At 63.7% G+C, this 21,788-nt stretch carries 20 protein-coding genes and 1 tRNA gene; 10 read left to right on the top strand and 11 right to left on the bottom strand.

All coding sequences use genetic code 11. The features are described from left to right. Positions 1-7: 7 nt before the first annotated feature. On the bottom strand, positions 8-934 hold the full coding sequence (locus tag ACX80Q_RS06525) for an A/G-specific adenine glycosylase (RefSeq protein ID WP_459329715.1): 927 nt from the start codon (positions 932-934) through the stop codon (positions 8-10). A 127-nt stretch (positions 935-1,061) separates the two neighbouring features. Between ACX80Q_RS06525 and ACX80Q_RS06530 the strand changes: the two genes are divergently transcribed. Continuing rightward, complete coding sequence (locus ACX80Q_RS06530) at positions 1,062-1,712, top strand: hypothetical protein (RefSeq protein WP_459329716.1); 651 nt, start codon at positions 1,062-1,064, stop codon at positions 1,710-1,712. A gap of 27 nt (positions 1,713-1,739) precedes the next feature. On the opposite strand, the gene disA is transcribed toward ACX80Q_RS06530, so the two are convergent. From disA to ACX80Q_RS06545, 3 genes are all read right to left on the bottom strand, one after another. Beyond that, the gene (gene disA, locus ACX80Q_RS06535; protein ID WP_459329717.1) at positions 1,740-2,813 is read right to left on the bottom strand and encodes a DNA integrity scanning diadenylate cyclase DisA; all 1,074 of its coding nucleotides are present in this window, start codon (positions 2,811-2,813) and stop codon (positions 1,740-1,742) included. Positions 2,814-2,977: 164 nt separating this feature from the next. Next, positions 2,978-4,369 carry a DNA repair protein RadA gene (radA, locus tag ACX80Q_RS06540; protein ID WP_459329718.1) on the bottom strand — a complete coding sequence of 464 codons (1,392 nt, stop codon included), beginning with the start codon at positions 4,367-4,369 and terminating at the stop codon, positions 2,978-2,980. A 72-nt stretch (positions 4,370-4,441) separates the two neighbouring features. Continuing rightward, positions 4,442-5,575: an FUSC family protein gene (locus ACX80Q_RS06545; protein ID WP_459329719.1), complete on the bottom strand. Its 1,134-nt coding sequence runs from the start codon at positions 5,573-5,575 to the stop codon at positions 4,442-4,444. A 246-nt stretch (positions 5,576-5,821) separates the two neighbouring features. Between ACX80Q_RS06545 and pstS the strand changes: the two genes are divergently transcribed. Genes pstS through pstB form a run of 4 tightly spaced genes read left to right on the top strand, consistent with a single transcriptional unit; the run spans position 5,822 to position 9,806 of the window. Further along, the gene (gene pstS, locus ACX80Q_RS06550; protein ID WP_459329720.1) at positions 5,822-6,940 is read left to right on the top strand and encodes a phosphate ABC transporter substrate-binding protein PstS; all 1,119 of its coding nucleotides are present in this window, start codon (positions 5,822-5,824) and stop codon (positions 6,938-6,940) included. A 22-nt stretch (positions 6,941-6,962) separates the two neighbouring features. Beyond that, entirely contained in the window at positions 6,963-7,895 is a 933-nt protein-coding gene (gene pstC / locus ACX80Q_RS06555) for a phosphate ABC transporter permease subunit PstC (protein WP_459329721.1), read from the top strand. Positions 7,896-7,906: 11 nt separating this feature from the next. After that, positions 7,907-9,001 carry a phosphate ABC transporter permease PstA gene (gene pstA / locus ACX80Q_RS06560; protein WP_459329722.1) on the top strand — a complete coding sequence of 365 codons (1,095 nt, stop codon included), beginning with the start codon at positions 7,907-7,909 and terminating at the stop codon, positions 8,999-9,001. A gap of 25 nt (positions 9,002-9,026) precedes the next feature. Continuing rightward, the gene (pstB, locus tag ACX80Q_RS06565; RefSeq protein ID WP_459329723.1) at positions 9,027-9,806 is read left to right on the top strand and encodes a phosphate ABC transporter ATP-binding protein PstB; all 780 of its coding nucleotides are present in this window, start codon (positions 9,027-9,029) and stop codon (positions 9,804-9,806) included. 215 nt (positions 9,807-10,021) lie between these two features. Here pstB and ACX80Q_RS06570 read toward each other — a convergent pair whose 3' ends face one another. The 3 genes from ACX80Q_RS06570 to ACX80Q_RS06580 form a co-directional block, all read right to left on the bottom strand. Next, positions 10,022-11,038, bottom strand: coding sequence for an inorganic phosphate transporter (locus ACX80Q_RS06570; RefSeq protein ID WP_459329724.1), 1,017 nt, complete (start codon positions 11,036-11,038; stop codon positions 10,022-10,024). Next, complete coding sequence (locus tag ACX80Q_RS06575) at positions 11,035-11,598, bottom strand: DUF47 domain-containing protein (protein WP_459329725.1); 564 nt, start codon at positions 11,596-11,598, stop codon at positions 11,035-11,037. The genes ACX80Q_RS06570 and ACX80Q_RS06575 overlap by 4 nt, the downstream gene beginning before the upstream one ends. 247 nt (positions 11,599-11,845) lie before the next feature. Further along, positions 11,846-12,493, bottom strand: coding sequence for a hypothetical protein (locus ACX80Q_RS06580; RefSeq protein WP_459329726.1), 648 nt, complete (start codon positions 12,491-12,493; stop codon positions 11,846-11,848). A gap of 214 nt (positions 12,494-12,707) precedes the next feature. Here ACX80Q_RS06580 and ACX80Q_RS06585 point away from each other — a divergent pair. The 5 genes from ACX80Q_RS06585 to ACX80Q_RS06605 all read left to right on the top strand — a co-directional run bounded on the left by ACX80Q_RS06585 (position 12,708) and on the right by ACX80Q_RS06605 (position 15,792). Continuing rightward, positions 12,708-12,783 (top strand) — tRNA-Lys (locus ACX80Q_RS06585). A 112-nt stretch (positions 12,784-12,895) separates the two neighbouring features. Next, a complete protein-coding gene (locus tag ACX80Q_RS06590) occupies positions 12,896-13,729 on the top strand; it encodes a hydroxymethylpyrimidine/phosphomethylpyrimidine kinase (RefSeq protein WP_459329727.1) in 834 nt (277 codons plus the stop codon). A gap of 54 nt (positions 13,730-13,783) precedes the next feature. Beyond that, the gene (locus ACX80Q_RS06595; protein WP_459329728.1) at positions 13,784-14,119 is read left to right on the top strand and encodes a GNAT family N-acetyltransferase; all 336 of its coding nucleotides are present in this window, start codon (positions 13,784-13,786) and stop codon (positions 14,117-14,119) included. Further along, positions 14,120-14,881: an SDR family NAD(P)-dependent oxidoreductase gene (locus ACX80Q_RS06600; RefSeq protein ID WP_459329729.1), complete on the top strand. Its 762-nt coding sequence runs from the start codon at positions 14,120-14,122 to the stop codon at positions 14,879-14,881. A 278-nt stretch (positions 14,882-15,159) separates the two neighbouring features. Next, positions 15,160-15,792 carry a hypothetical protein gene (locus ACX80Q_RS06605; protein ID WP_459329730.1) on the top strand — a complete coding sequence of 211 codons (633 nt, stop codon included), beginning with the start codon at positions 15,160-15,162 and terminating at the stop codon, positions 15,790-15,792. A 27-nt stretch (positions 15,793-15,819) separates the two neighbouring features. On the opposite strand, the gene ACX80Q_RS06610 is transcribed toward ACX80Q_RS06605, so the two are convergent. From ACX80Q_RS06610 to ACX80Q_RS06625, 4 genes are all read right to left on the bottom strand, one after another. Next, positions 15,820-17,355, bottom strand: a complete 1,536-nt coding sequence (locus tag ACX80Q_RS06610) for an MFS transporter (protein WP_459329731.1) — start codon at positions 17,353-17,355, stop codon at positions 15,820-15,822. Between the two features lie 289 nt (positions 17,356-17,644). After that, positions 17,645-17,920, bottom strand: a complete 276-nt coding sequence (locus ACX80Q_RS06615; RefSeq protein WP_459329732.1) for an HPr family phosphocarrier protein — start codon at positions 17,918-17,920, stop codon at positions 17,645-17,647. Positions 17,921-17,954: 34 nt separating this feature from the next. After that, positions 17,955-19,664, bottom strand: a complete 1,710-nt coding sequence (locus tag ACX80Q_RS06620; RefSeq protein ID WP_459329786.1) for a putative PEP-binding protein — start codon at positions 19,662-19,664, stop codon at positions 17,955-17,957. A gap of 30 nt (positions 19,665-19,694) precedes the next feature. Next, a complete protein-coding gene (locus ACX80Q_RS06625; protein ID WP_459329733.1) occupies positions 19,695-21,788 on the bottom strand; it encodes a PTS fructose transporter subunit IIABC in 2,094 nt (697 codons plus the stop codon).

A 21,788-nucleotide genomic window follows, 5' to 3' on the forward strand; every position in this document is an offset into this window, starting at 1 on the left:
GGCTCGATCAGTGGGGCAGGTGGTAGCCGGTTTCGGAGAGTTGGGCCAGGCCGTCGGACACCAGGCCCGCCAGGGCGCGCTCGAGCTGCGGGGCGTGGGTGTTGAGGTCGTGCAGCTTGCGCAGCGCGGGCGCCGTTTCCGCATGGATTTGCGCGGCCACGGGGTCCCAGAACAGGTCGGCGTGAACGGGGGTGCTGGCTGCGCGCAGCACAGCCATGACCGCGCCGCGCACCTGCCTGTCCGTCCCGGCCCATGGCTGGCCCTTGGGAATATAGGTGGGTTCGGGCTGCCCGGCCGCAATCCATGCGCACTTATCCAGCACAGGACACAGATCGCACTTGGGACTGCGTGCCGTGCAGATGACGGCGCCAAGTTCCATCACGGCCGCATTCCACAGCACGGATTCGTCGGCATCCTCCGGGAGTAGCTCCGTGGCCAGGGCTGTTTCGGCAGCTGTCAGGGCCGGGGCGGGGAGCGCCTGGCCAATGACAAGGCGGGCGTGGACCCGGCGGATGTTTGTGTCGACAACCGTTGTGCGCCGGCCAAACGCAAAAGCGGCAACGGCCGCCGCTGTGTACGTCCCCACGCCGGGAAGGGCGAGAAGTTCCGGGTACGTGTCCGGGACGGCGCCGTCGTGCTCCTCAAGAATCCGTGCAGCGGCGGCATGCAGGCGCAAGGCCCGGCGCGGGTAGCCCAGCCGCCCCCAAGCCCGCAGGATGTCGGCGGCAGGTGCGGCGACAAAGTCGGCAGGTGTGGGCCAGCGCTCCATCCACTGCTCCCAAACGGGCTGGACACGGACCACTGGCGTTTGTTGGAGCATGATCTCGCTGACCAGAATGCCCCACGCCGAACAGTCCCTGCGCCACGGCAGATCCCTAGCCTGTTGCCGGAACCATTGCGTGATTTCCTGATGCACCACATCTCCCTTTGCCATTCGCTGCGCCGCTGGCTTCCCCCGAAGCGGCAGTTCAACTCTAGGCCACGCGGCGCGGTTCACAGGCGGGCAGGCGGCGTGGTTGGCGCCAAGGCGGCCACGCCTTCGATACTCTGGATAGGTGGGTGTGCAAGGTAAATCAACAGGCGGCAGGGGCCCCGCAACCGTGCCCGCCAGCAAGCCGGCAGTTTCCGCCAGGGTGTACCGGCGGCGCCGCCAAGTGGCGCTTACGCTGGTCCTGCTGGTCGTGGTGGGGCTGATAGCTGGGGGAATATTCATCTCAGGCTTGTTGGGCGCCGGCCCTGCACCAAGCAGCAATGCCGCACCTGCCAGCTCCAGCTCGGCGAAAGCCAAACCTGCCGTGAAACCGGGCACCCCGCCCGCTGCCGTGTGCGATGAAGCCGGGATCAAGGTAACCGCCGCCGTGGACAAGCCAACATACGGCCCCGACGATTTCCCCGTGCTGACGCTGCGCGTGACCAATTCAGGAAAATCCCCGTGTGACATCAACGTGGGCACCAGCCAGATGGAATTCCAGGTCACCAGTGGCGAGGACGTCATCTTCAATTCCATGCACTGCCAGCTGGAAGCCACCGACCTGGTGAAGAATCTGGCCTCGGGTGCCTCAGAGACCGCCAATTTTGTTTGGAAAGTGAAACGCAGCGCCCCCGGCTGCGCCAAGGTTGCCGTTGATCCGGGACGCTCAGGCGGCACGTATTCGTTTGTGGCAAAACTCGGCAAGTGGTCCAGCGAACCGGTGACGTTCACGCTCCAATAGGGCGGCCTCGCTGTTTGCCGGGAGGGTCTACAGGAAACGGTCCAGGAGGCTGGCTTCGGCAATACGGGACAGCCCTTCGCGCACGTTGCGTGCACGCAGTTCGCCAATGCCATCAACAACCATGAGCTCGTCAATGGTGGCCGCCATCAGGTTCTGCAACCCCCCAAAATGGTCCACCAGACGCCCGGCCACGGCGCCGGGCACAGCCTTCAGCCCGGAGACCAAGCGGTAACCCCGTGGCTGGATCATGATATCCAGGGAGTCATTGCCCCCGGTGGGCAGGCCCACAATGCTGGCAATGAGGTTCAGGTTGATCAGGTCCGCTTGATCGATCTCCTGGAGTGCCACCACGGCAGCATCCACATCGGTTGTCTCAGGGACCGTGTAATCCCGGATCACCATGTCAGCGCCGGAGCCGCGAGTGGTGGAAAGCTCCTCCAATTGCAAGGAGAGCAGGCGGCCGTCCACGCCGAGTTCCAGCACGTACTGGGCGATTTCTTCCGAGATCCTGCGCACCATCTCGTGGCGCTGCAAGGTGACAGCAACGTCGCGGACAGTGACCATGGCCTCGATCTCCAGGGCGGAGAGCGAGCTGGTCACCTGGTCCAGACGCGCGCGGTAGCGTTCAAGGGTGGCCAGGGCCTGGTTGGCACGGGCCAGGACCTTTTCCGAACCCTCCAAAACGTAGCGCAGCCCGTCCACGTACAAGGCAATGATCTGCATGGACTGGCTGACCGAAACAACGGGTACCCCGGTTTGGATGGCCACACGCTCGGCTGTCCGGTGGCGGGTGCCTGATTCTTGGGTTTCAATGCTGGGGTCCGGCACCAGCTGGACGGCCGCCCGGACAATTTTGGTGACGTCCTTGTCGCACACAATGGCGCCGTCCATTTTGGCAAGTTCACGCAGGCTTGTGGGGGCAAAGTCGATGCCGATCTCGAAGCCGCCGGAGCAAAGGCTCTCAATGGTCTTGTCCGAGCCGAGCACAATCAGCGCGCCCGTGCGGCCTCGAAGAATTCGTTCCAGCCCGTCACGCAGCGGCGTTCCCGGCGCGACACGGGCGAGAGTGGCTTTCAAAGCCTCTTCGGGACTGCGGAGCATGGGCGGTTCCTTCTTTTCGAGCACGGGAATCCGCGCAAGTCACAATGCCCATAATAGTGGGAAGCAGCCGTGTTTAACGGCTGGATTGGCCTTTTGGCCAGTCAGTCGTGGACAATGTGCCGTTTTCGCTCAATTTCGGTGCAAAAATGAGGCCCGGGGGCCGTTTAGCCGTGGAGCAGCAGTTCCGTGGCCTCGGCGATGTGCTCAATTTCCTTCACAGTGAAGTCCGGCGGAATGGGACCGGGTCCCGTTGAGCTCAAGGGCACCAGGGCGTGGGTGTAGCCCAAGCGGCTGGCCTCTTGGATGCGCTGGTTGATGCCAGGCACGGGCCGGACCTCCCCGGCCAGCCCCACCTCGCCAAACGCCACCATTTTGCCGTGGACCGGCTTATTGGTCTTGGCGGACACAATGGACAGCGCCACGGCCAGATCCATGGCCGGTTCGGACAGTTTGGCGCCGCCCACGGTCGCCACGTAGCTGTCGTCAGCATCCACGCGCAAGCCGGCCCTTTGTTGCAGCACCGCCAGCAGCATGCCGATGCGGGTGGAGTCCAGGCCGGAAACCGTGCGGCGTGGCGAGGAACCCAGCGCCGGGGTCAGCAGGGCCTGCACCTCGGCCAGGAGAGGACGGCGGCCCTCCATGGTCACGGTGATGCAGGTGCCGGACACGGGTTGGGAGGTGCGGGAGGTAAACAAGCCGCTGGGGTCCGCCAGGCCCTCAATGCCGTTGTCCGTGAGATCAAAGCAGCCCACCTCATCCGTTTGGCCGTACCGGTTCTTGACCGCGCGCAGCAAACGCAGGCGGGAGTGGCGTTCGCCGTCGAACTGGCACACAACATCCACCAGGTGCTCCAGCAGGCGGGGCCCGGCAATGGAACCATCCTTGGTCACGTGGCCCACCAGCAGGGTCGTCATGTTCAGGCGCTTGGCTGCCGCAATGAGCGACGCCGCAACCTCGCGCACCTGCGACACCCCGCCCGCGCTGCCGTCCACCATGGCGCTGCTGAAGGTCTGCACCGAATCCACAATTAACAGGGCAGGTTGCACGGCCTCTACCTGGCCAAGCGCCGTGCCAAGGTCGGTTTCGGCGCCCAAATACAGGGTGTCCGCCACGGCGCCAATGCGTTCGGCCCGCAATTTCACCTGGGCGGCGGATTCCTCGCCCGTCAGGTACAGCACCTTTTGGGGTTCGCGGCCGTGCTCGTTGCGGGCAAACTTCGCCGCAACGTCCAGCAGCAGCGTGGACTTTCCGACGCCGGGTTCCCCCGCCAGCAGGATCACGGCCCCCGGCACCATGCCGCCGCCCAGGACGCGGTCAAGCTCCGGCACGCCTGTGAGATTGTGGGCGGCCTTGGAGGCGTCCACCTCGGAGATCAGTTGAGCGGGCCGGACAACTGTGGTGGCGGCGGTGGTCCGTATGACAACCGTGCCGATTTCCTCCAGGGTGCCCCAAGCCTGGCATTCACCGCAGCGGCCCACCCATTTGACCGCCGTCCAGCCGCATTCGCCGCAACGGAAATTCTGCCCTGTGTTGTTCTTAACGCTCTTTGTTGCCATGACTCAACCCTAGCGCCGGGCACTGACATGGTGCCGCCGGTGCCCGAGGGCCCGTCGATAAGGTCGCGGGCGCTAGAGCTCGGGGAGTAAATCCCGGGCTTCGGAGGGGTCCATCTGGGCCGCTTCCAGTAGATCCACCACTAGTGGACGCAGGAGCAGTACAAGGGCTTCCCCTTCCATCCGTGAGATTTCCAGCTTGCCCGGGTGCAGTTTGATGGCAATGTCGGCGAGGGAATCGCGGGCATGGCTGAGGGTGGCTCGGGAGCTGGTGTCGGAAACCGCTGAAGCAAGCTCATCCACGGCTGATGCGCATTCGCTCATGATTTCGGCAAGGTGGAGGCTGCCGGCCTCGGACAGTGCCGCGTTGTTGATGGTGCTGGCGAGCCGGCGGGCAAAGACCCGGCTGGAACGCATGGCGTAGTCAACCCGGACCATCAACTTCGCCATTCCCTCCACTTCCTGGAAATGGCGTCTGTACAAGGGGGACAACCGTGCAATTTCAACGGATCCGCGCAGCCCTTGGCGCATGGCGTCGATGCGTGGTTGCTGGCTGCGGGCCCGCACCAGGGCGTGCCAGGCGGTGGTGGCGTCGTTGTAGGACAGGGCGGAGGCGCACTCACGCAACACCAGCGCCAATTCGCCGAGGACCTCCTTGAGATCGTCCTTAGGCTCGCGCCGGGGGTCTCGTGGCAGCAGGAACGTTGCCGCCAGGGCGAAGCAACCACCCACCACGGCGTCAATGCTGCGGGTGAATGGCCCGCCTGTTGGCATGGGCAGCAAAACTACCAGAAGGGACTGCAGCGCCAGTTGGGTGGTGAAGATGGCGCCGGTATCCAGGAACCTGGCCAGCAGAATGGACAGGAAAAGCACCAGGGCAGCCTGCCAAATGCCGGGACCCAGCCAGTGCACCAGGGCGTCGCCCACGGCAATGCCAATGGTGCAGCCCATGCCAACCTCCAGCACCCGGCGAAGGCGCGGGTCCCTCGTAAAGCCCAGCGCAATAATGGCGCTAGTGGCCGCAAATAGAGGGCCTTGGTGCCCCAAGACCAGTTCGGAGAAGTAGTAGGCGCCCACCGCGCAGATGGTCATCATCAGGGCCTGGACAACGGAGCTGTAGCTGCGGCGCAAACCCAAACGGGCGCGACGCTTGAGGAACAGTGCTGTTGCTGCCGGCTTGGTGTGCTCCGCCGGGGCTGACTCGGACATGATGCCAAGTCTATGCTTCGCCGGGCCAAAAACCCGATGGCCCGGTGCCAACCCGCGGCGTTGGCCGCCGACCCCAGCGCAAAGCCAGGCTCAAAGCGGAACCGGTGTGACCGGCGTCGTACGGCAAAACCAAGAATCCCATTAGCGTTAACCTTCCGTTCATCTAGGTGGGGGTGTTGCGTTACCTCGGTTGCTTAACGTCGAAGAGTAATGAATCGAAAGCAACCCAACGAAGAGGTAGATCGCGTGAAGGCACTTCACATTGGCCGCGTGGCAGCAGTACTCACAGTCGGCGCATTGGCGCTGACAGCCTGCGGAACTGACAACGTGGTGGCAACCGGCAACGGCGCAACCACCGGAGCAAGCACGGGCGCTTCCGTCACCGGCACACTGACCGGCACGGGCGCCAGCTCCATCTCAGCAGCCATGGACGCGTGGAAGGCCGGCTTCGAGTCCGCCAACACCGGCGCCAAGATTCAGTACTCACCCGAAGGCTCCGGCGCGGGTCGCAAGGCCCTCATTGCAGGCGCAGTACAGTTCGCCGGCTCGGATGCATTCCTGAAGGACGAAGAGCTGGTTTCCGCCCAGGAAAAGTGCGGGCCCGACGGCGCCATCAACGTCCCCTGGTACATCTCACCGATCGCCGTGGCGTTCAACGTTGAGGGCGTGAAGGAGCTCAAGCTCGACGCCGACACGATCGCCAAGATCTTCCGCGGCGAGATCAAGAACTGGAACGACGCAGCCATCAAGGCAGCCAACCCGGACGCCACATTGCCGGATTTGGCCATCACTCCCGTGCACCGCTCGGACAACTCCGGCACCACGGAAAACTTCACTGACTACTTGGCCGCAGCCGCCAAGACTGTCTGGACCGATAAGAAGTCAGGCGACTGGCCCACAGCACTGCCGGGCGAAAACGCGAAGGGCACCTCCGGCGTCGTCAAAACCGTCACCGAAACCGCCGGCGCCATCACCTACGCGGATGACTCGGCCGTGACCGACGCCCTGGGCAAGGTTGAGCTGAAGGTTGGCGACACATACGTGCCCGTCACCGCCGAGGCTGCTGCCATCGCCGTCGACGCCGCCAAGGTGGTTGAAGGCCGCGCCGCTAACGACCTCTCCCTGAAGCTGGACCGCACCACCACAGTGGCCGGCGCCTACCCGGCAGTCCTGGTCTCCTACGGTGTGTTCTGCGCCCACTACCCGGACGCAGCAACGGTTGACCTGGTCAAGTCCTTCGGCACCTTCGTGCTCAGCGAAGACGGCCAGAAGCAGGCAGCCGACGCCGCCAAGAGCGCACCGCTCTCCGCAGCCCTGGCCGCCAAGGCCAAGGCTTCGATCGACTCCATCAGCGTCGCCAAGTAAAGCACAAGCAAAAGGTATTAGATTGTCCACCACCAAGCTCGCACGTCGAGCCGGAACAGGCCGCACCGGAGACAAAGTCTTCTCCGGTGCGGCCCTGGGTGCCGGTGCCCTGATTGTGGCAGTGCTGTTCGCCGTGGCGTTGTTTCTGGTTGTCCAGGCGCTGCCAACGTTCAGTGCTCCCGCTGCCGAGATCACGGGAGGGGAAGGCTTCTTCGCCTACATCTTCCCCATTGTCATCGGCACGCTCATCGCCGCCACCATTGCCCTGATCATCGCCACGCCGATCGGCATTGCCGTGGCCCTGTTCATCTCCCACTACGCCCCGCGCAAGCTGGCCCGTGGCTTGGGTTACGTGGTGGACCTTCTAGCCGCCATCCCCTCGGTGGTTTACGGCGCCTGGGGTGCCAGCTTCCTGGCCTCCCAGTTGAAGGTGCCGTACCAGTGGCTGGCCGAGAACATGGGCTGGATTCCCATTTTTGCCGGTCCTGCTTCAAACACGGGCAAGACCATCCTGACGGCAGGCATTGTGCTGGCCGTCATGGTGCTGCCCATCATTGCCTCACTTACCCGGGAGATTTTCCTGCAGGCACCCATGCTGCACCAAGAAGCGGCGTTGGCGTTGGGTGCCACCCGGTGGGAAATGATCCGCATGGCTGTTCTACCGTTTGCCCGCGGCGGCATCATCAGCGCCGTCATGCTGGGCCTTGGCCGTGCCTTGGGTGAAACCATGGCAGTAGCTCTTGTCCTTTCTTCAGGTCCTTTGATCGCCTCGCTGATCCGTTCCGGCAACCAGACCATCGCCGCCGAGATCGCCTTGGACTTTCCCGAAGCCTTCGGCCTGCGCATGCACGAACTCATTGCAGCCGGCCTGGTGCTCTTCCTCATCACCCTGGCAGTCAATATGGTGGCCCGTTGGATCATCAACCGCCACAAAGAATTCTCGGGAGCTAACTAATGGCCACGCTCATGACTGAACGTAAACGCTCCGCACTGACCCGCGGCCGTCTCCCCAAGTACACCCCAGTTGTCATTGCCGTCAGCGCAGTCATTGTGGCCGCGGCCCTGATGTCACTCATCGGGTTCAACGTCTTTGGCTGGGGAATCCTCTCCGCCGTGCTGTTCGCCGCGGGCAACGTGGGCGCGTCCGCCGTCGTCGAAGGACGCCGCAAGGCCACCGACAAGCTGGCCACCTCGGTGGTCTACGGCGCCTTCCTGGTAGCCCTGCTGCCGCTGATCTCAGTCATCTGGACCGTTTTGGTCAACGGTGTTCCCGGACTGCTGACCCCCGGCTTCCTGAGCACGTCCATGAACGGCGTGACGGGCGCCGTGGACAACGCCTCCGTCAAGGACGGCACCCCCGTTTTGGGTGGCGTCTACCACGCGCTCATGGGCTCGGTCATGATCACCCTCTGGGCCACCCTGATCTCCGTGCCCGTGGGCCTGCTAACAGCCATCTACCTGGTTGAATACAGCGCAGGCAACAAGTTCTCCAAGGTCATCACGTTCCTGGTGGACGTCATGACGGGCATCCCCTCCATTGTGGCCGGCCTGTTTGCCGCAGCGTTCTTCGCCATGATCCTGGGTCCCGGCACCAAGACCGGGTTCGTGGCCGCCGTGGCCCTGTCAGTGCTCATGATCCCTGTGGTGGTGCGCTCCAGCGAGGAAATGCTCAAGATTGTGCCGAACGAGCTGCGCGAGGCCGCCTACGCACTGGGCGTGCGCAAGTGGCGCACCATCCTCAAGGTGGTCATTCCGACGGCGATCTCCGGCATCGCCTCAGGTGTCACCTTGGCCATTGCCCGCGTCATTGGCGAGACCGCCCCGCTTCTGGTGACGGCAGGATTTGCCACCACCATCAACATGAACGTGTTCTCCGGCTGGATGGCCTCACTGCCCACGTTCATTTACACGCAGATCATGACGCCCACCTCGCCGTCCAACGCTGACCCGTCCACCCAGCGTGCCTGGGCAGCTGCGCTGCTGTTGATCATCCTTGTCATGCTCCTGAACCTCGGGGCCCGCCTGGTGGCCCGCCTCTTTGCGCCGAAAACCGGCCGCTAACTTTTTCTTAGAAGGAACCCTAGCTATGTCCAAACGTATTGATGTCAGTGATTTGAATGTTTACTACGGCGATTTCCGTGCCGTGGAGGACGTCAGCATCACCATTGAGGCCAAGTCCGTCACAGCGTTCATTGGCCCCTCGGGCTGTGGCAAGTCCACGTTCCTGCGCACCCTGAACCGCATGCACGAGGTCATTCCCGGCGCACGCGTGGAGGGCAAGGTGCTCCTGGACGGAGACAACCTCTACGGCGACGGCGTTGACCCCGTCACCGTGCGTAGCCAGATCGGCATGGTGTTCCAGCGTCCCAACCCGTTCCCCACCATGAGCATCCGCGACAACGTGCTGGCCGGCGTCAAGCTGAACAGCCGCCGTATCTCGCGCGGCGATGCAGATGCTCTGGTGGAGAAGTCCTTGCAGGGCGCCAACCTCTGGAACGAAGTCAAGGACCGCCTGGACAAGCCCGGCTCCGGCCTCTCCGGCGGCCAGCAGCAGCGCCTGTGCATTGCCCGCGCCATCGCCGTGTCACCGGACGTGATCCTGATGGATGAGCCGTGCTCGGCCCTTGACCCCATCTCCACGCTCGCGATCGAGGACCTCATCAACGAGCTCAAGGACGAGTACACGGTGGTCATCGTGACGCACAATATGCAGCAGGCGGCTCGCGTCTCAGACAAGACCGCCTTCTTCAACATTGCCGGCACCGGCAAGCCCGGCAAGCTGATCGAGTACGCGGACACCGCCACCATCTTCAACAACCCGGGCGAGAAGTCCACCGAGGACTACGTCTCCGGCCGCTTCGGGTAACCCCACGCCCTCCCACGGGTGGCACCCTCGCCGGGGGCGTTCGCCGGGCCGAAGGATAGACCTATGTCCACTGCGACCCTCGTCAGGCCCAACTGTCTGTGGACTACATATGCGCAGGACCCGCTTTGGGTCTTGCGCATAATGTTTTATGCGCAGGACTCGCTGTGAGTTCCCCGCACAATTTCGGGGCGCCCTCTACGCCAGCGGGGAGAACTCTACGCCAGTGGCGAGAGGGCCAGGAAGAACAGTGCACCCAACGCCAAACACGCAACGGGTGTGGCCAGCCAGGCAAGGACAATCTTGCGCAGCACCCGCCCGTTCGTCGCGGCAAAGCGCTGGTTGGCGCCGGCCCCTGCAATGGCACTCGTGACCGTGTGGGTTGTTGACAGCGGCATGTGCAGGCCAATGGCACCCACAAACAACAGCCCCGCACCGATAATCTGTGCCACAAAGCCGCGCATGGGATCGATCCGGACCAGCCGGTGACCCAGGGTGTAGGAAATTCGCCAGCCGCCGCACAGGGTCCCCGCGGCCAGCAGAACAGCTGTGAAGATGGGCACCCACAAGGGCACCTCCCCGGCGCCTATGGCACCGGCGGCTATCAACGCAAACAAGACAACCGCCGTCGTGCGCTGGCCGTCTTGGAGCCCATGGCCAAAGGCTACAGCGGCCCCCGCCACCGACTGGAGCTGGCGTGAGCGTCGGTTGACGCGGTTGGGTGCGGTGTTTCTGGCGGCCCACGATGTTGGGTAGACGGCGGCGAAACCCAGCGCGAACGCCACCACGGGGGAGATGAGCAGCGGCAGGAGCACCAAGGTCAGCATGGTGGTGTTGATGCCATCAAGCGGGGCATGGCCCATGACCGCCGAGCCCAGGGATGCCCCCACCAGGGCGCTGATGAGAGCGTGGGTGGAGGAGGACGGGAAACCGCGCCACCACAGGTACAGGCCCCACAGGCAGGCACCAATGAGGGCCGCCAGCAACAAAAGCAACCCCACGCGTCCCGGCGGCACGGTGAATAGCCGGTCGGCGAAGGTGGCCGTCAGCACCACGCTGAGCAATGCGCCCACGCAGTTGAATATGCCTGCAAGAAACACGGCGACTGATGGCGTCAGGGCCCGGGTCCGCACAGATAGGGCGACGGCGGCTGAGGCGTCGCGGAAACCGTTCAGGAACGCGAATAGAGCTGCCGTGGCAATGACGGCACCGAGCAGGAACGCTATCAAGGTCAAGATTCCTTGACGATGATGCTGCCCACCTGGGTGGCAACTGCGCGCATCTGTCGGCTCGCGGACGCGAATTGGTCAGCCAGGGTCTTGTACTTGGCGAAGGTGGTGGGGCTGTGGTCCTTGAGCAGCTCGGACACCAGGACCCGGTGGGTGTGGTCTGCCCGTTTTGCCAGCCGCAGGACCTCCAGCCAGTAGTCCTCCAGGCTGTCCAGATCATTCAGGGAGCGCATGGCGGTGGCCGTGAGTTCAGCCTGCCGGGAGAGGATTTCCAGCTGGTCACTAACACGGGTGGGAATCCGGTCGAGGGTATACAGCTCCACCACTTCGGCGGCACCCGTGAGGATTTCGCTGGTCTCGTTGAGCAGCTGGCCCAGGGAATACAGGTCTTCGCGGGGCAGCGGATTGATGAAACTGGTCCGCATTGCGGTCAGCAGGGTGGCGAAGTTGGCTGTGGAGGCAGCTTCCTCCTGACGCAGCGATTCGGTGAGGGCTGCGAAGTCCGCCCTGTCGGCTCCGAGCAGTTCCGCCAGGGTGTGGGTGGCGCCCAGAATGTGTTCTGACATGGTCACCAGCGCTTGCAGCCCTGCGGTCTCCTGGGGAAAAAGTCGAAACTTCACTATGAGGCCTTTGTCGAAAGCGGATTCCTGCAAAACCCGAATATTTAGGGCATAAAAGTGGTGTCGAACCGGGAGCGCCTCTCGGCACTGGGCCGCTCTAGGCGGCTATAAAATGGAGCCCGGGGGTTCCACGGTTCGACACCGCTTTCAGTCTTCTACGTCCGGCCCCAAGTGTCAACTGAGGGGCATTTTCCTAGTCCAGTTCGCCCTTGCGCCAGGACTTGGCGGCGCCCTCTAAATCCTCAGCCGTGCGCACCAATTGGTGCGCTTTCCTGGTGAGGGCCGCAGCATGTTCCTCGTGAGCAGCCTCACGTTCAACGGCCATGGTGGCCTGGCCCAGCGCAACCACTCGGCAAAACGCTGCTGAACGGTCCAGCGCAACGTCGAAGTCGCCGTCGAACGCGCCGGACAGAATCGCGTTGGCCATGGTGGTGATTTCCTCGGCTCCCGGCGGCTCGGCAACACCGGCCACGGCGTTGGCCACCTGGGCCTTTTGCTGGCCCGCCCGGAAAAACACGCTGATGCCCTCGGGGTCCTGCAAGGTGGCGGCGCGGAGGGCGTACAGGCGCCACAGGGCGCCCGGGAGGGAGCGGGCGGGGCTCGCAGCCCACATCTCGGCAATGGCCTCGAGTCCCTGTTTGTCAGCAAGTTTCACAAGCCTCTTGGTGACATCCGGGTCATTGCTGGCCCGTCCACTGTGCACCAAGGCCCTGGCGGCAAGATGCGCGGCTTCAGACACGCGTGCCGGATCGATGCCCCCAGCGAACTGCTCAAAGTCGGCAGGCGAAAACGGTACCGGCTTGTGCGGGCGGGGCGTGTTGTTGGCTGGTCGATCATTCATGACACGAACACTACCCCCGCTGCCCGGTGCGGTCGATAGAACAGGCCCACTGGCGCCAAATCTGTGGATTCTGCGGGTGGCGCCCGGCGGCGCAGCGGCGCGGGTGCCGGGATTTGGCCTTCAATTGCATTCTGGCGCATGCCGTGCGGTAGTCTATTGTGCGGACAACTTCTCCACGGATGGATTAATCCTTGGTAGGCGTTGCCGCTAGGTCGGGCCTTTAGCTCAGTTGGTAGAGCATCGGACTTTTAATCCGTGGGTCGCGGGTTCGAGCCCCGCAGGGCCCACCAGCAGAGCCGCAGTTCGGAGCCACTTTTTGTGGTTCCGGGCTGCGGCTCTTTTTTGTTTGGTGGGAGTTTTGCCGCTTAGGGGCGGTGCCTGCCGGGATGGCAAGATAGTCACATGAGAACAACTGCCCCCGCACTTGCCCTGACCATCGCCGGATCCGAAGCGACAGGCGGTGCCGGTGCCCAAGCCGACCTCAAAACGTTCCAGGAACTGGGCGTCTTCGGCATCGTCAACCTGACCTGCATTGTCTCCTTTGACCCCAAGGACAACTGGAACCACCGCTTCATGCCCGTTGACCAGCAGGTCATTGCCGACCAATTGGAAGCCACGACGGCGGCCTATGGTTCCGCGTCCGGCGCGCCTTCCGTGCTGGAGACAGTCAAAATTGGCATGTTGGGCAGCCCCGCCACCATCAGCACAGTTGAAACAGCCCTCAAGGCGGCGGCTTTCAAGCACGTAGTCCTTGACCCCGTCCTGATCTGCAAGGGCCAGGAGCCCGGCCACGCCCTGGACACCGATCAGGCCCTGAAATCCCAAATCCTGCCGCTGGCCACCTTTGTCACCCCCAACCACTTCGAGGCGGAGTCCCTCTCCGGGCTGGAAATTAACAACCTGGAGGACCTGAAAGCTGCGGCCCGCAAGATCCACCAAATTAGCGGCGCGGCGGTGCTCGCCAAGGGCGGTGTGCGCCTTGACGGCGAAGACGCCGTCGACGTTTTCTTTGACGGTGAAACCCTCGAGGTGCTCAGCGCCCCCAAGGTGGGTGAGGTGGCAGTCTCAGGCGCCGGCTGCTCGCTGGCAGCGGCCGTGACGGCGGAACTGGCCAAGGGTGCCACGCCGTTGGAGGCTGCCCGCACCGCCAAGGCGTTTGTCACCGAGGGCATCAAGAACCGCGTCACTTCCGGCGCGCCGTTCACCGCTCTGTGGCAGGGTGGTGCCGGCGCGTAAATGCCTGCCCGGCACACTGTTGCCAGCTTCTGCTCAGTGTGCCAAGCTCGCTTTATGAGTGAGTTCGCAGCCCAAGAGTCCGATCCCTTTGACGCCACTGTGCAGATGACGCGCAATGATTCCCGGCACCGCTACGAGCTGTTCGCAGCGGATGATCTGGCGGTCGTCCTCACCTTCAAGGATTTGCCCGGGCACATCGACCTCATCCACACAGAGTCCCAGCCGGGGTTTGAGGGCCGCGGGCTGGCGAAGGTGCTGGCCAGGTACGCCCTGGACGACGTGGTGGCATCGGGCAAGCGCATCATTCCGCATTGCCCCTATGTCCTGCGGTTTTTGGAGAAGCATCCGGAACCCTATACCCAGTACATCGACCTCCCACAGGACGCCTAGGTGGAGCGCCCCACCGCCCTGATCACGGGCGCCACCTCCGGGCTCGGGGCCGAGTTTGCCCAGCAACTGGGCCGCACCCAGCATGACCTGGTGTTGGTTGCGCGCGACCTCGCCCGCCTTGAGGCCAAGGCCGTGCGGTTGCGGGCCGACTTTGGTATTCACGTGGAGGTCCTGCCGGCAGACTTGCTCACGGACGACGGCGTTGCCTCCGTCAGTGCCCGGCTCGCGGACCGTGCCCGGGGCGTTTCGGTGCTGGTCAACAATGCCGGGTTCAGCCTGGTCAAGGCCTTTGAAGACAATAGCGTGGAGGAAGAAACCGACCACCTGCGCATTCTGGCCCGAACCCCAATGCAGCTCACCCACGCGGCGCTGCCGGGCATGTTGGCGCGTGGACACGGCCGCATCATCAATGTCTCAAGCGTCTCAGCGTTCATTCCCCGCGGCACCTACGGTGCTGCCAAGGCGTGGCTGACAAGTTTCAGCCGCTTTGCGAATCTGCGCTACGGACCCAAGGGTGTGGCGGTGACTGCTGTGTGTCCCGGCTTTGTGCACACCGAATTTCACCAACGCATGGGCGCCAACATGGCCGGGGTGCCGTCATGGATGTGGCTCAACCCCGAGCGCGTGGTGCGCGAGGGCCTGGCCGCCAACGCCGCGGGCAGGGGCGTGTCCATTCCGTCCAAGCGCTACGCCACGCTGGTGGCGTTGAGCCGACTGGTGCCGGACAGGCTCGCAGCCGCTGCAGGCAATCGCGGCCGCTAGTCCCCACACCCCTCCCACGATCTGACCCGCAGAAGACGCCGAAAATACACGGTTTTACCGTGATTTTCGGCGTCTTCTGCGGGTCAGATCGGGTGGGAGGCGATGGATTGTTGGCGCAGGTCAATAGCGCGATCAGTCAATAGCGCGTTAAGAAGGGCCCGTGCGCCGTATGGATCGCGTCAAGAACGGATTCGGAGGGCCCGTGCGGGTATCTCCTTGAAGAAGGGGCAGGGTGGTCGAAAAGGCCGCCGCCAATTCTTCAAGGGAGTGAGCGCAACATGGAAGTTAGTGAAAAGTTGATGCCCAAGGGTGCAGGGAGCACGGTGCAGGCGGGGCAGCACGGGGGATATGTTGCCGTGGACGACGCCGGCGAGTTCACGCTGTACCCGACGTCGGCTGCACTGCTGAACGACTTTGAGTATGTGGGCCAGGCCATCTGCATTGTGGGCCGCGACGGTTCCGGCTTCCGGTTGCTGCTAGACGCTGACAGACAGCTTGGCCTGGCAACGGCGTTGGGGCCGGTGGACTTCTCCTGGCTGCGACAGGCCTGGCTGAAGGCCCAGCGGCACAATCCCAGCGAGTATCCGCTGCGGCGCTTCTACCCGGCGGGCAGGGAAACGCTGCTGACCTGCATGTTTGAAACCCTGTACCTGGAACATGCCATGGAACCGGTCCGGTGGAACTGTGTTTTGGATGGTGAGGAAACACACCCGGTGTCCCTGCAGGACATCGACGGCCGCCTGACCAGCAAGAGCCTGGTGGAGCGGGCGCGGGTGCAGGATCCGTTTGGCCACCTGTACCGGCCGGTGCGGGTGCCCGCCCGTGGTGCGCGCGGCCACAACCGCCACGGGAAAGTCACCATTTTTGTGGAGATTCCCGCAGCGGCTGAGGCTGGCCAGCGTGCCGGCTGACACGCCCGCCAGCTGACTGGCACTTGCCTACTCCGGCCGGCCCACCGTGACGGGGATGCCGGCGCTCGGAGTTGCCGGCTCATAAGTGTCATCAAATGGCAGGTGGTCCATGTCCAGGAACGGGTTCTGGTCCTGGGTGGACACCAGATCGTGGGCCTCCGCCATGGTGTCCACGCTGGGCATGGAGCCAGGAAGCGGACGCTGGGACGATTCGCGCAGGAAGTAGATGGCCACGGTGCCGATGGCAGAGGTCAGCATCAGGTAGTAGGCCGGCATCATCTCATCCTGGGTGAGGTTGATCAGCCCAGCCACGATGAACGGGGTTGTACCGCCAAAGATTGCCACGGAGAAGTTGTACGCGATCCCCATGCCACCATAGCGGCTGGACGTTGGGAACAGCGCGGGCAAGGAGGACGCCAGGTTGGACACGTAGAACGTGACGGGGAAGGCCACTAACGCCAAACCAAGCAGCGTTGACCAAACTTCGCCGAGGCTGATCAGCATGAAGGCTGGCATGGCCAGCACCACTGTGCTGATGGAGCCAATCCACAGGACCGGGCGGCGCCCAATTTTGTCCGAGAGCTTGCCCGTCAACGGGATGCACACCGCCATGATGACCAGCACGGGGATGGTCAACAAGGTGCCATGAAGGGGATCGTAGCCCTTGGACTCGGTCAGATAGGTGGGCATGTACGAGGTGAGTGCATAGCCGACCGTGTTGGCCGCGGCCGCCAAAATCATGGCCAGAACAATCTGGCGCCAGTAGACCTTGACCAGCTTGACCGGGCCCTGAGAGGTGTCCTCATCGGCAGCCACTGCAGACTTCGCCGCGGCTTCCTGAGCATCCAAGGTTGCCTGGAACTGAGGGGATTCCTCAATCTTGTTCCGGAAGTAGATGGCAATCAGTCCCAACGGTCCTGCGATCAGGAAGGGGATGCGCCACCCCCATTCCTCCATGGCGGCCTGTCCCAGTGTCATTTGGAGCGCCGAAACCGTTGCGGCACCGAGGGCGAAGCCAATGTAGCTGCCCATGTCCAGGAAACTTGCGAAGTACCCGCGGCGCTTGTCCGGGGCGTATTCGCTGACAAACGTCGTGGCACCGGCGTATTCGCCGCCTGTGGAGAACCCCTGAACCAGCTTGAGCAAAACCAGCAGGGCCGCAGCCCAAATGCCGATCTGTGCGTAGCCGGGCAACAGGCCTACAGCGAAGGTTGATGCCGCCATGATCATCAGCGTTGTTGCCAGCACTTTTTGCCGGCCGATCTTGTCTCCCAGCCAACCGAAGACCACTCCACCCAAGGGGCGCGCCAGGAAGGTTGCTGCGAATGTTCCCAGGAGGAACAGTGTTTGTACCGACTTGTCAGCTTCCGGCAGGAAGACGGGCCCCATGGTGGTGATGAGGTAGCCGAATACTCCAACGTCGTACCATTCCATGGTGTTTCCAACCACGGTGCCACTGATGGCTTTTTTGAGCATGGGCTGGTTGACAACGTTGACGTCATCCACGGCCAGCCGCCGTCGTTTGAGTTTGGGCAGAATCTTAATGGGCGGCAGACGAGGCATTTTTGGCCTGGTTTGCGATCGATCTGCGGTGTCCCTGACACCATTTTCCGGTTGAATCATGCTTCGGTCATTGGGCATTTGTACATCCCCTTACGGAGGTCATTTGCTTGCGACTTTCTGCTGCATCGCTATGGGCAGACTATAAATTCTAGCAGATGGACTAATTCAGACCCCGAAGGAGACCTTGCCCACACGCCAAAAAACCCTTGAGAATCCGCGGGATTCGCGAGCCTCAAGGGTTTATTTGGTACGGCCAGGCTATAAAAATGCTTGCCGGGAACGGCGCCCGCTAGGCGTCGTGGTTGGTCTCCAGAATGCGCACCAGCAGCTCCAGGGAGTCACCGGCGGAATCATTCTCGGTGCGCAGCACAACTACCTCTCCGTGCTCCACACCAAGACTCATGAGGGCCAGCATGCTGTCGGCATCCACCGCGTCCTCGGCGGGCTCGCCGACGCGGGAAATCGTGACCTCAAAACCCAGATCGCCGGCTGCTTCGGCGAAGATTGAGGCCGGGCGCGCATGCAGCCCAACGGTGCTGGCAATGGTGGCTGTTCTTTCAATCATTTTTGTCTCCAATACTTGTGTGAAATGTGGTGGCTTAGAGGCCAAGGTCGGCCAAGGCCGGAAGTGCCGCCCTGACAAGCTCGCGAGCCTCGGCCGCGGATGCCGCAGCCACGGCCTGCTCCGCCAACTGGCGTGCCTGCGCCATGCTGACGGTGCGCAGGACGGCGCTGACGGCGGGGATGGCGCGCGCAGTCATGGACAGGCTGCTGACGCCCAGTCCTGCCAGTACGACGGCGAGGGCGGGGTCGGCTGCTGCCTCACCGCACACTCCCACGGGCTTGGGTGTTGCGCCGTCGAGCGGTGAGTGCTTGGCCTGGGCGGCAGCGCCGTTGACTGTTGCCTGCACCAGCGCCAGAACCGCAGGCTGCCACGGGTCATTCAGGGCTGCCAGCGGACCCAGCTGCCTGTCGGCGGCCATGGCGTACTGGGTGAGGTCGTTGGTGCCAAGGCTGGCAAATTCAACCCGGTCCAGCAGGTGCCGGGAGGTGAGGGCCGCTGAGGGGACCTCAACCATGACGCCCGGGGTTTGCAACCCGGCCGTTGCGCACATGGCCGCGAAGTCGGCCGCCTCGGCGGGTGTTGAGATCATGGGGGCCATGACCCACACGACTGCCGCGGATTGTTTCGCGGCGTCGGCAATGGCCGCCAGCTGGCGGGCCAGGACCCCAGGTGTGGTGCTGTCCGTCCGGTAGCCACGAACACCCAGGGCCGGGTTGGGTTCGGTGGAATCGGTGAGGAACGGCAGGGGCTTGTCAGCGCCGGCGTCGAGGGTGCGGACAACCACCTTCGCACCCGGGAAGGCGTCAAAAACTCCCTTGTAGGCGGCAAGCTGCTCGTCGTGGCCGGGTTCGGTGTCGTGGCCCAGGAAACAGAATTCGGTGCGCAAAAGACCCACACCTTGCGCGTTCGCGGCGGCTGCCGCCCGCGCATCCTTGGCGCCGCCCACGTTGGCCAGCAGCGCCAACGGGGTCCCGTCGGCTAGCTGACCCGAACCGTCAAACACGCTCAACAGGGTGGCCTGTTCGGTCCACTTTTGGGCCGCAGCGGCTTCTTCCCGCCCCGGGTTGGTGGAGATACTTCCGGCCGCGCCATCCACAAAGACAAGCTCGCCGTCGGCCAGTTCCGTCACGCCGCGCGCGGCAACCACCGCCGGCAGCCCCAGACTGCGGGCAATGATGGCTGTGTGCGACTGCGGCCCGCCACCGGCGGTGACCAAGGCGATGACCTTTGCGGGGTCAAGTGTTGCCGTGTCTGCCGGGGCTAGGTCGTGGGCGACCAGGATGAAGGGAACCGGCGAATCCGGAATTTCCGGGGCAGGAACGCCGCGCAAGGTGGCAACAATGCGGGAGCGGACATCGAGAACGTCGTGGGACCGCTCCGCCATGTAGCCGCCCAGGCTGATGAGCATGGCCGCAACAGCGTCCCCGGCATCCCAAATGGCTCGCTCGGCGGAAAGTCCCGTGTTGATGAGCTTGATGGCCGCCTTGATCAGCATGGGATCCGTGGCCATCAGCGCCGTGGCTTCCAGCACTGCCTTGCCGTCGCCCGTGGCCCGGCCCGCGCGCTCCAGCAGGGTCGCCTTGACGCTCGCCCCAGCCTCCTTGAGCTTGGCAGCGGCAGCCTCGGCCGACGTCGAACTTGCCAACTTTTCGCCCGACGGCGGTGCGCTCAAGGCGGGGGGCATGATCCGTACCGGGCCCACCACGCGCCCCGGGGTGACGCCGACGCCAACATAGCTTTGCATAAGGCTTCCTTTGAAAGTCATTGCCGGCGCCTAGCTGGACTGGCCGACGAGTTGCGTTGTGGCAACACTATCAACGGGCTTGCGGACGGCCCAGCGTTTGAGCCCCACTACTGCGAAGGCGGCGATGACAGTGCCCACCGCGATGGACAGGGCGAACATGCCCAGGTTGCCGATCGCGAAGAAGACGAAGAAGCCACCATGGGGTGCCTGCGAGGTCACGTGGAACGCCATGGTCATGGCGCCTGTGACAGCGCCGCCGAGCATTGCTGCCGGGATGACGCGCAGGGGATCGGCCGCCGCGAACGGGATGGCGCCCTCGGAGATGAACGAGGCCCCCAGGAGCCAGGCAGCCTTGCCATTTTCACGCTCGGCCAGGGAGAAACGCTTCTTGTCGATGGTGGTGGCCAGGGCCATGGCCAGCGGCGGAACCATGCCGGCGGCCATGACGGTTGCCATGATTTCCCACGGGGCCTGGTTGGCAATGCTGCCCGCGCCCAAACCGGCCACGGCAAAGGAGTAAGCCACCTTGTTGACGGGGCCGCCCAAATCGAAGCACATCATGAGTCCCAGGATGATGCCCAGAACGACTGCGGATGCCCCGGTCATGCCTGTCAGCCAGCTGTTCAGTGCCACAGTGAGCGCAGCGATGGGTGCGCCAAGGAACAAGAGCATGGCGCCGGAGGCAATGATGGAACCGAGCAGCGGGATGATGACCACGGGCATGAGTCCGCGCAGCCAGCGCGGAACGCTCCAGCTGCCGATCCAGTATGCGGCAAGGCCGGCCAGGATGCCGCCCACCAGGCCGCCCAGGAATCCAGCATCCATGAAGACAGCAATGGCACCTGCCGTGAAGCCGGGCGCAATGCCGGGCCTGTCGGCAATGCCGAAGGCGATGTAGCCGGCCAGGGCGGGGACCAGGAAACTCATGGAGAGCTTTCCGATCATGAAGGCAACCGCGCCCAGATACGTGAGGAGTCCGCCGTCGGGCAGATTGAACAGGCTGTTCTGCAGGACAACCTTCTGGGCCACATCTGTGATGTCGTAGCCGCCCAGCAGGAAGCCCAGTGCGATCAACAACCCACCACCGGCCACAAACGGGATCATGTAGCTGACGCCCGTGAGCAGGACCTTCTTGATTTTGGTGCCCAGGTGCTCATTGGCGGCGCCGGCCTTTTGGTCCGCCGTTTCCTCGGCGCCAAAGTGCGGCACCCTGTGCGCATGAGGGTCCGTGGCGGCGGCAAGGGCCTCCTGGATCATCTTGGCCGGCTCATCAATACCGCGCTTCACGGGGGCATTGATCACGGGTTTGCCGGCAAAGCGCTCCTTGCCGCGAACATCCACATCCACGGCAAAGATCACGGCATCCGCCGCGTCAATGATCGCCGGATCCAGCGGTGTCACAGCGCCCGAACCCTGGGTTTCCACCTGTAGGTCAATGCCGGCTTCCTGCGCGGCGAGCACCAGGGAATCGGCGGCCATGTACGTGTGGGCAATGCCCGTGGGGCACGCGGTCACGGCAACGAGCCGCAACGGGCGAGGGGCAGCCGCCCCGGCTTCACCGCCATTGGGGGTCCCGCCCGCTCCGCGGTGCCCGACCACACCCGGCCCCCCATTGGCGGTTTCGCCGGGGGTGGGTGCTGCGCCCGGTGCGGTTGTTGCCGCTGCCTTTGGCTTGTCTTCAAGGGCGTCTGCAACCAGGGCTATGATTTCGGCCGGGGTTGCTGCTGCACGCAGGGCTGCCGTGAAGTCCTTTTTGATGAGTGAGCGGGCCAGCTTGGAGAGCAATTTCAGATGCGCGTTGTCTGCACCTGCGGGGGCTGCAATAAAGAAGATGATGTCTGCCGGGCCGTCTTTGGCACCGAAGTCGACTGCGGGGTTCAGGCGCGCCATGGCAAGCGTGGGTTCCAGGACTGCCTCGGAGCGGCAGTGCGGGATGGCGATGCCGCCGGGAACGCCCGTGGCGGTTTTTTGTTCGCGTGCCAGGGCGTCGGCGAACAGGCCTTCAACGCCGGAGGCGCGGCCCGTTGCGGCAATGAGTTCGGCAAGGTGGCGGATAACGTCTGTGGTGTCCGTGCCCAGATTGGCGTCAAGGAGCACCAGATCGGTAGTGATGAGAGTTGTCAT

This window comes from Arthrobacter sp. HLT1-20 (assembly GCF_054510895.1).

Coding starts and splice junctions, on each gene's coding strand:
- ACX80Q_RS06605 (WP_459329730.1), top strand. CDS start 15,160: ATGGAAGTTAGTGAAAAGTTGATGCCCAAGGGTGCAGGGAGCACGGTG.
- ACX80Q_RS06525 (WP_459329715.1), bottom strand. CDS start 934: ATGGCAAAGGGAGATGTGGTGCATCAGGAAATCACGCAATGGTTCCGG.
- radA (WP_459329718.1), bottom strand. CDS start 4,369: ATGGCAACAAAGAGCGTTAAGAACAACACAGGGCAGAATTTCCGTTGC.
- ACX80Q_RS06595 (WP_459329728.1), top strand. CDS start 13,784: ATGAGTGAGTTCGCAGCCCAAGAGTCCGATCCCTTTGACGCCACTGTG.
- ACX80Q_RS06625 (WP_459329733.1), bottom strand. CDS start 21,788: ATGACAACTCTCATCACTACCGATCTGGTGCTCCTTGACGCCAATCTG.
- disA (WP_459329717.1), bottom strand. CDS start 2,813: ATGCTCCGCAGTCCCGAAGAGGCTTTGAAAGCCACTCTCGCCCGTGTC.
- ACX80Q_RS06610 (WP_459329731.1), bottom strand. CDS start 17,355: ATGCCTCGTCTGCCGCCCATTAAGATTCTGCCCAAACTCAAACGACGG.
- ACX80Q_RS06620 (WP_459329786.1), bottom strand. CDS start 19,664: ATGCAAAGCTATGTTGGCGTCGGCGTCACCCCGGGGCGCGTGGTGGGC.
- ACX80Q_RS06615 (WP_459329732.1), bottom strand. CDS start 17,920: ATGATTGAAAGAACAGCCACCATTGCCAGCACCGTTGGGCTGCATGCG.
- pstA (WP_459329722.1), top strand. CDS start 7,907: ATGACTGAACGTAAACGCTCCGCACTGACCCGCGGCCGTCTCCCCAAG.
- pstB (WP_459329723.1), top strand. CDS start 9,027: ATGTCCAAACGTATTGATGTCAGTGATTTGAATGTTTACTACGGCGAT.
- ACX80Q_RS06590 (WP_459329727.1), top strand. CDS start 12,896: ATGAGAACAACTGCCCCCGCACTTGCCCTGACCATCGCCGGATCCGAA.
- ACX80Q_RS06545 (WP_459329719.1), bottom strand. CDS start 5,575: ATGTCCGAGTCAGCCCCGGCGGAGCACACCAAGCCGGCAGCAACAGCA.
- ACX80Q_RS06575 (WP_459329725.1), bottom strand. CDS start 11,598: ATGTCAGAACACATTCTGGGCGCCACCCACACCCTGGCGGAACTGCTC.
- ACX80Q_RS06580 (WP_459329726.1), bottom strand. CDS start 12,493: ATGAATGATCGACCAGCCAACAACACGCCCCGCCCGCACAAGCCGGTA.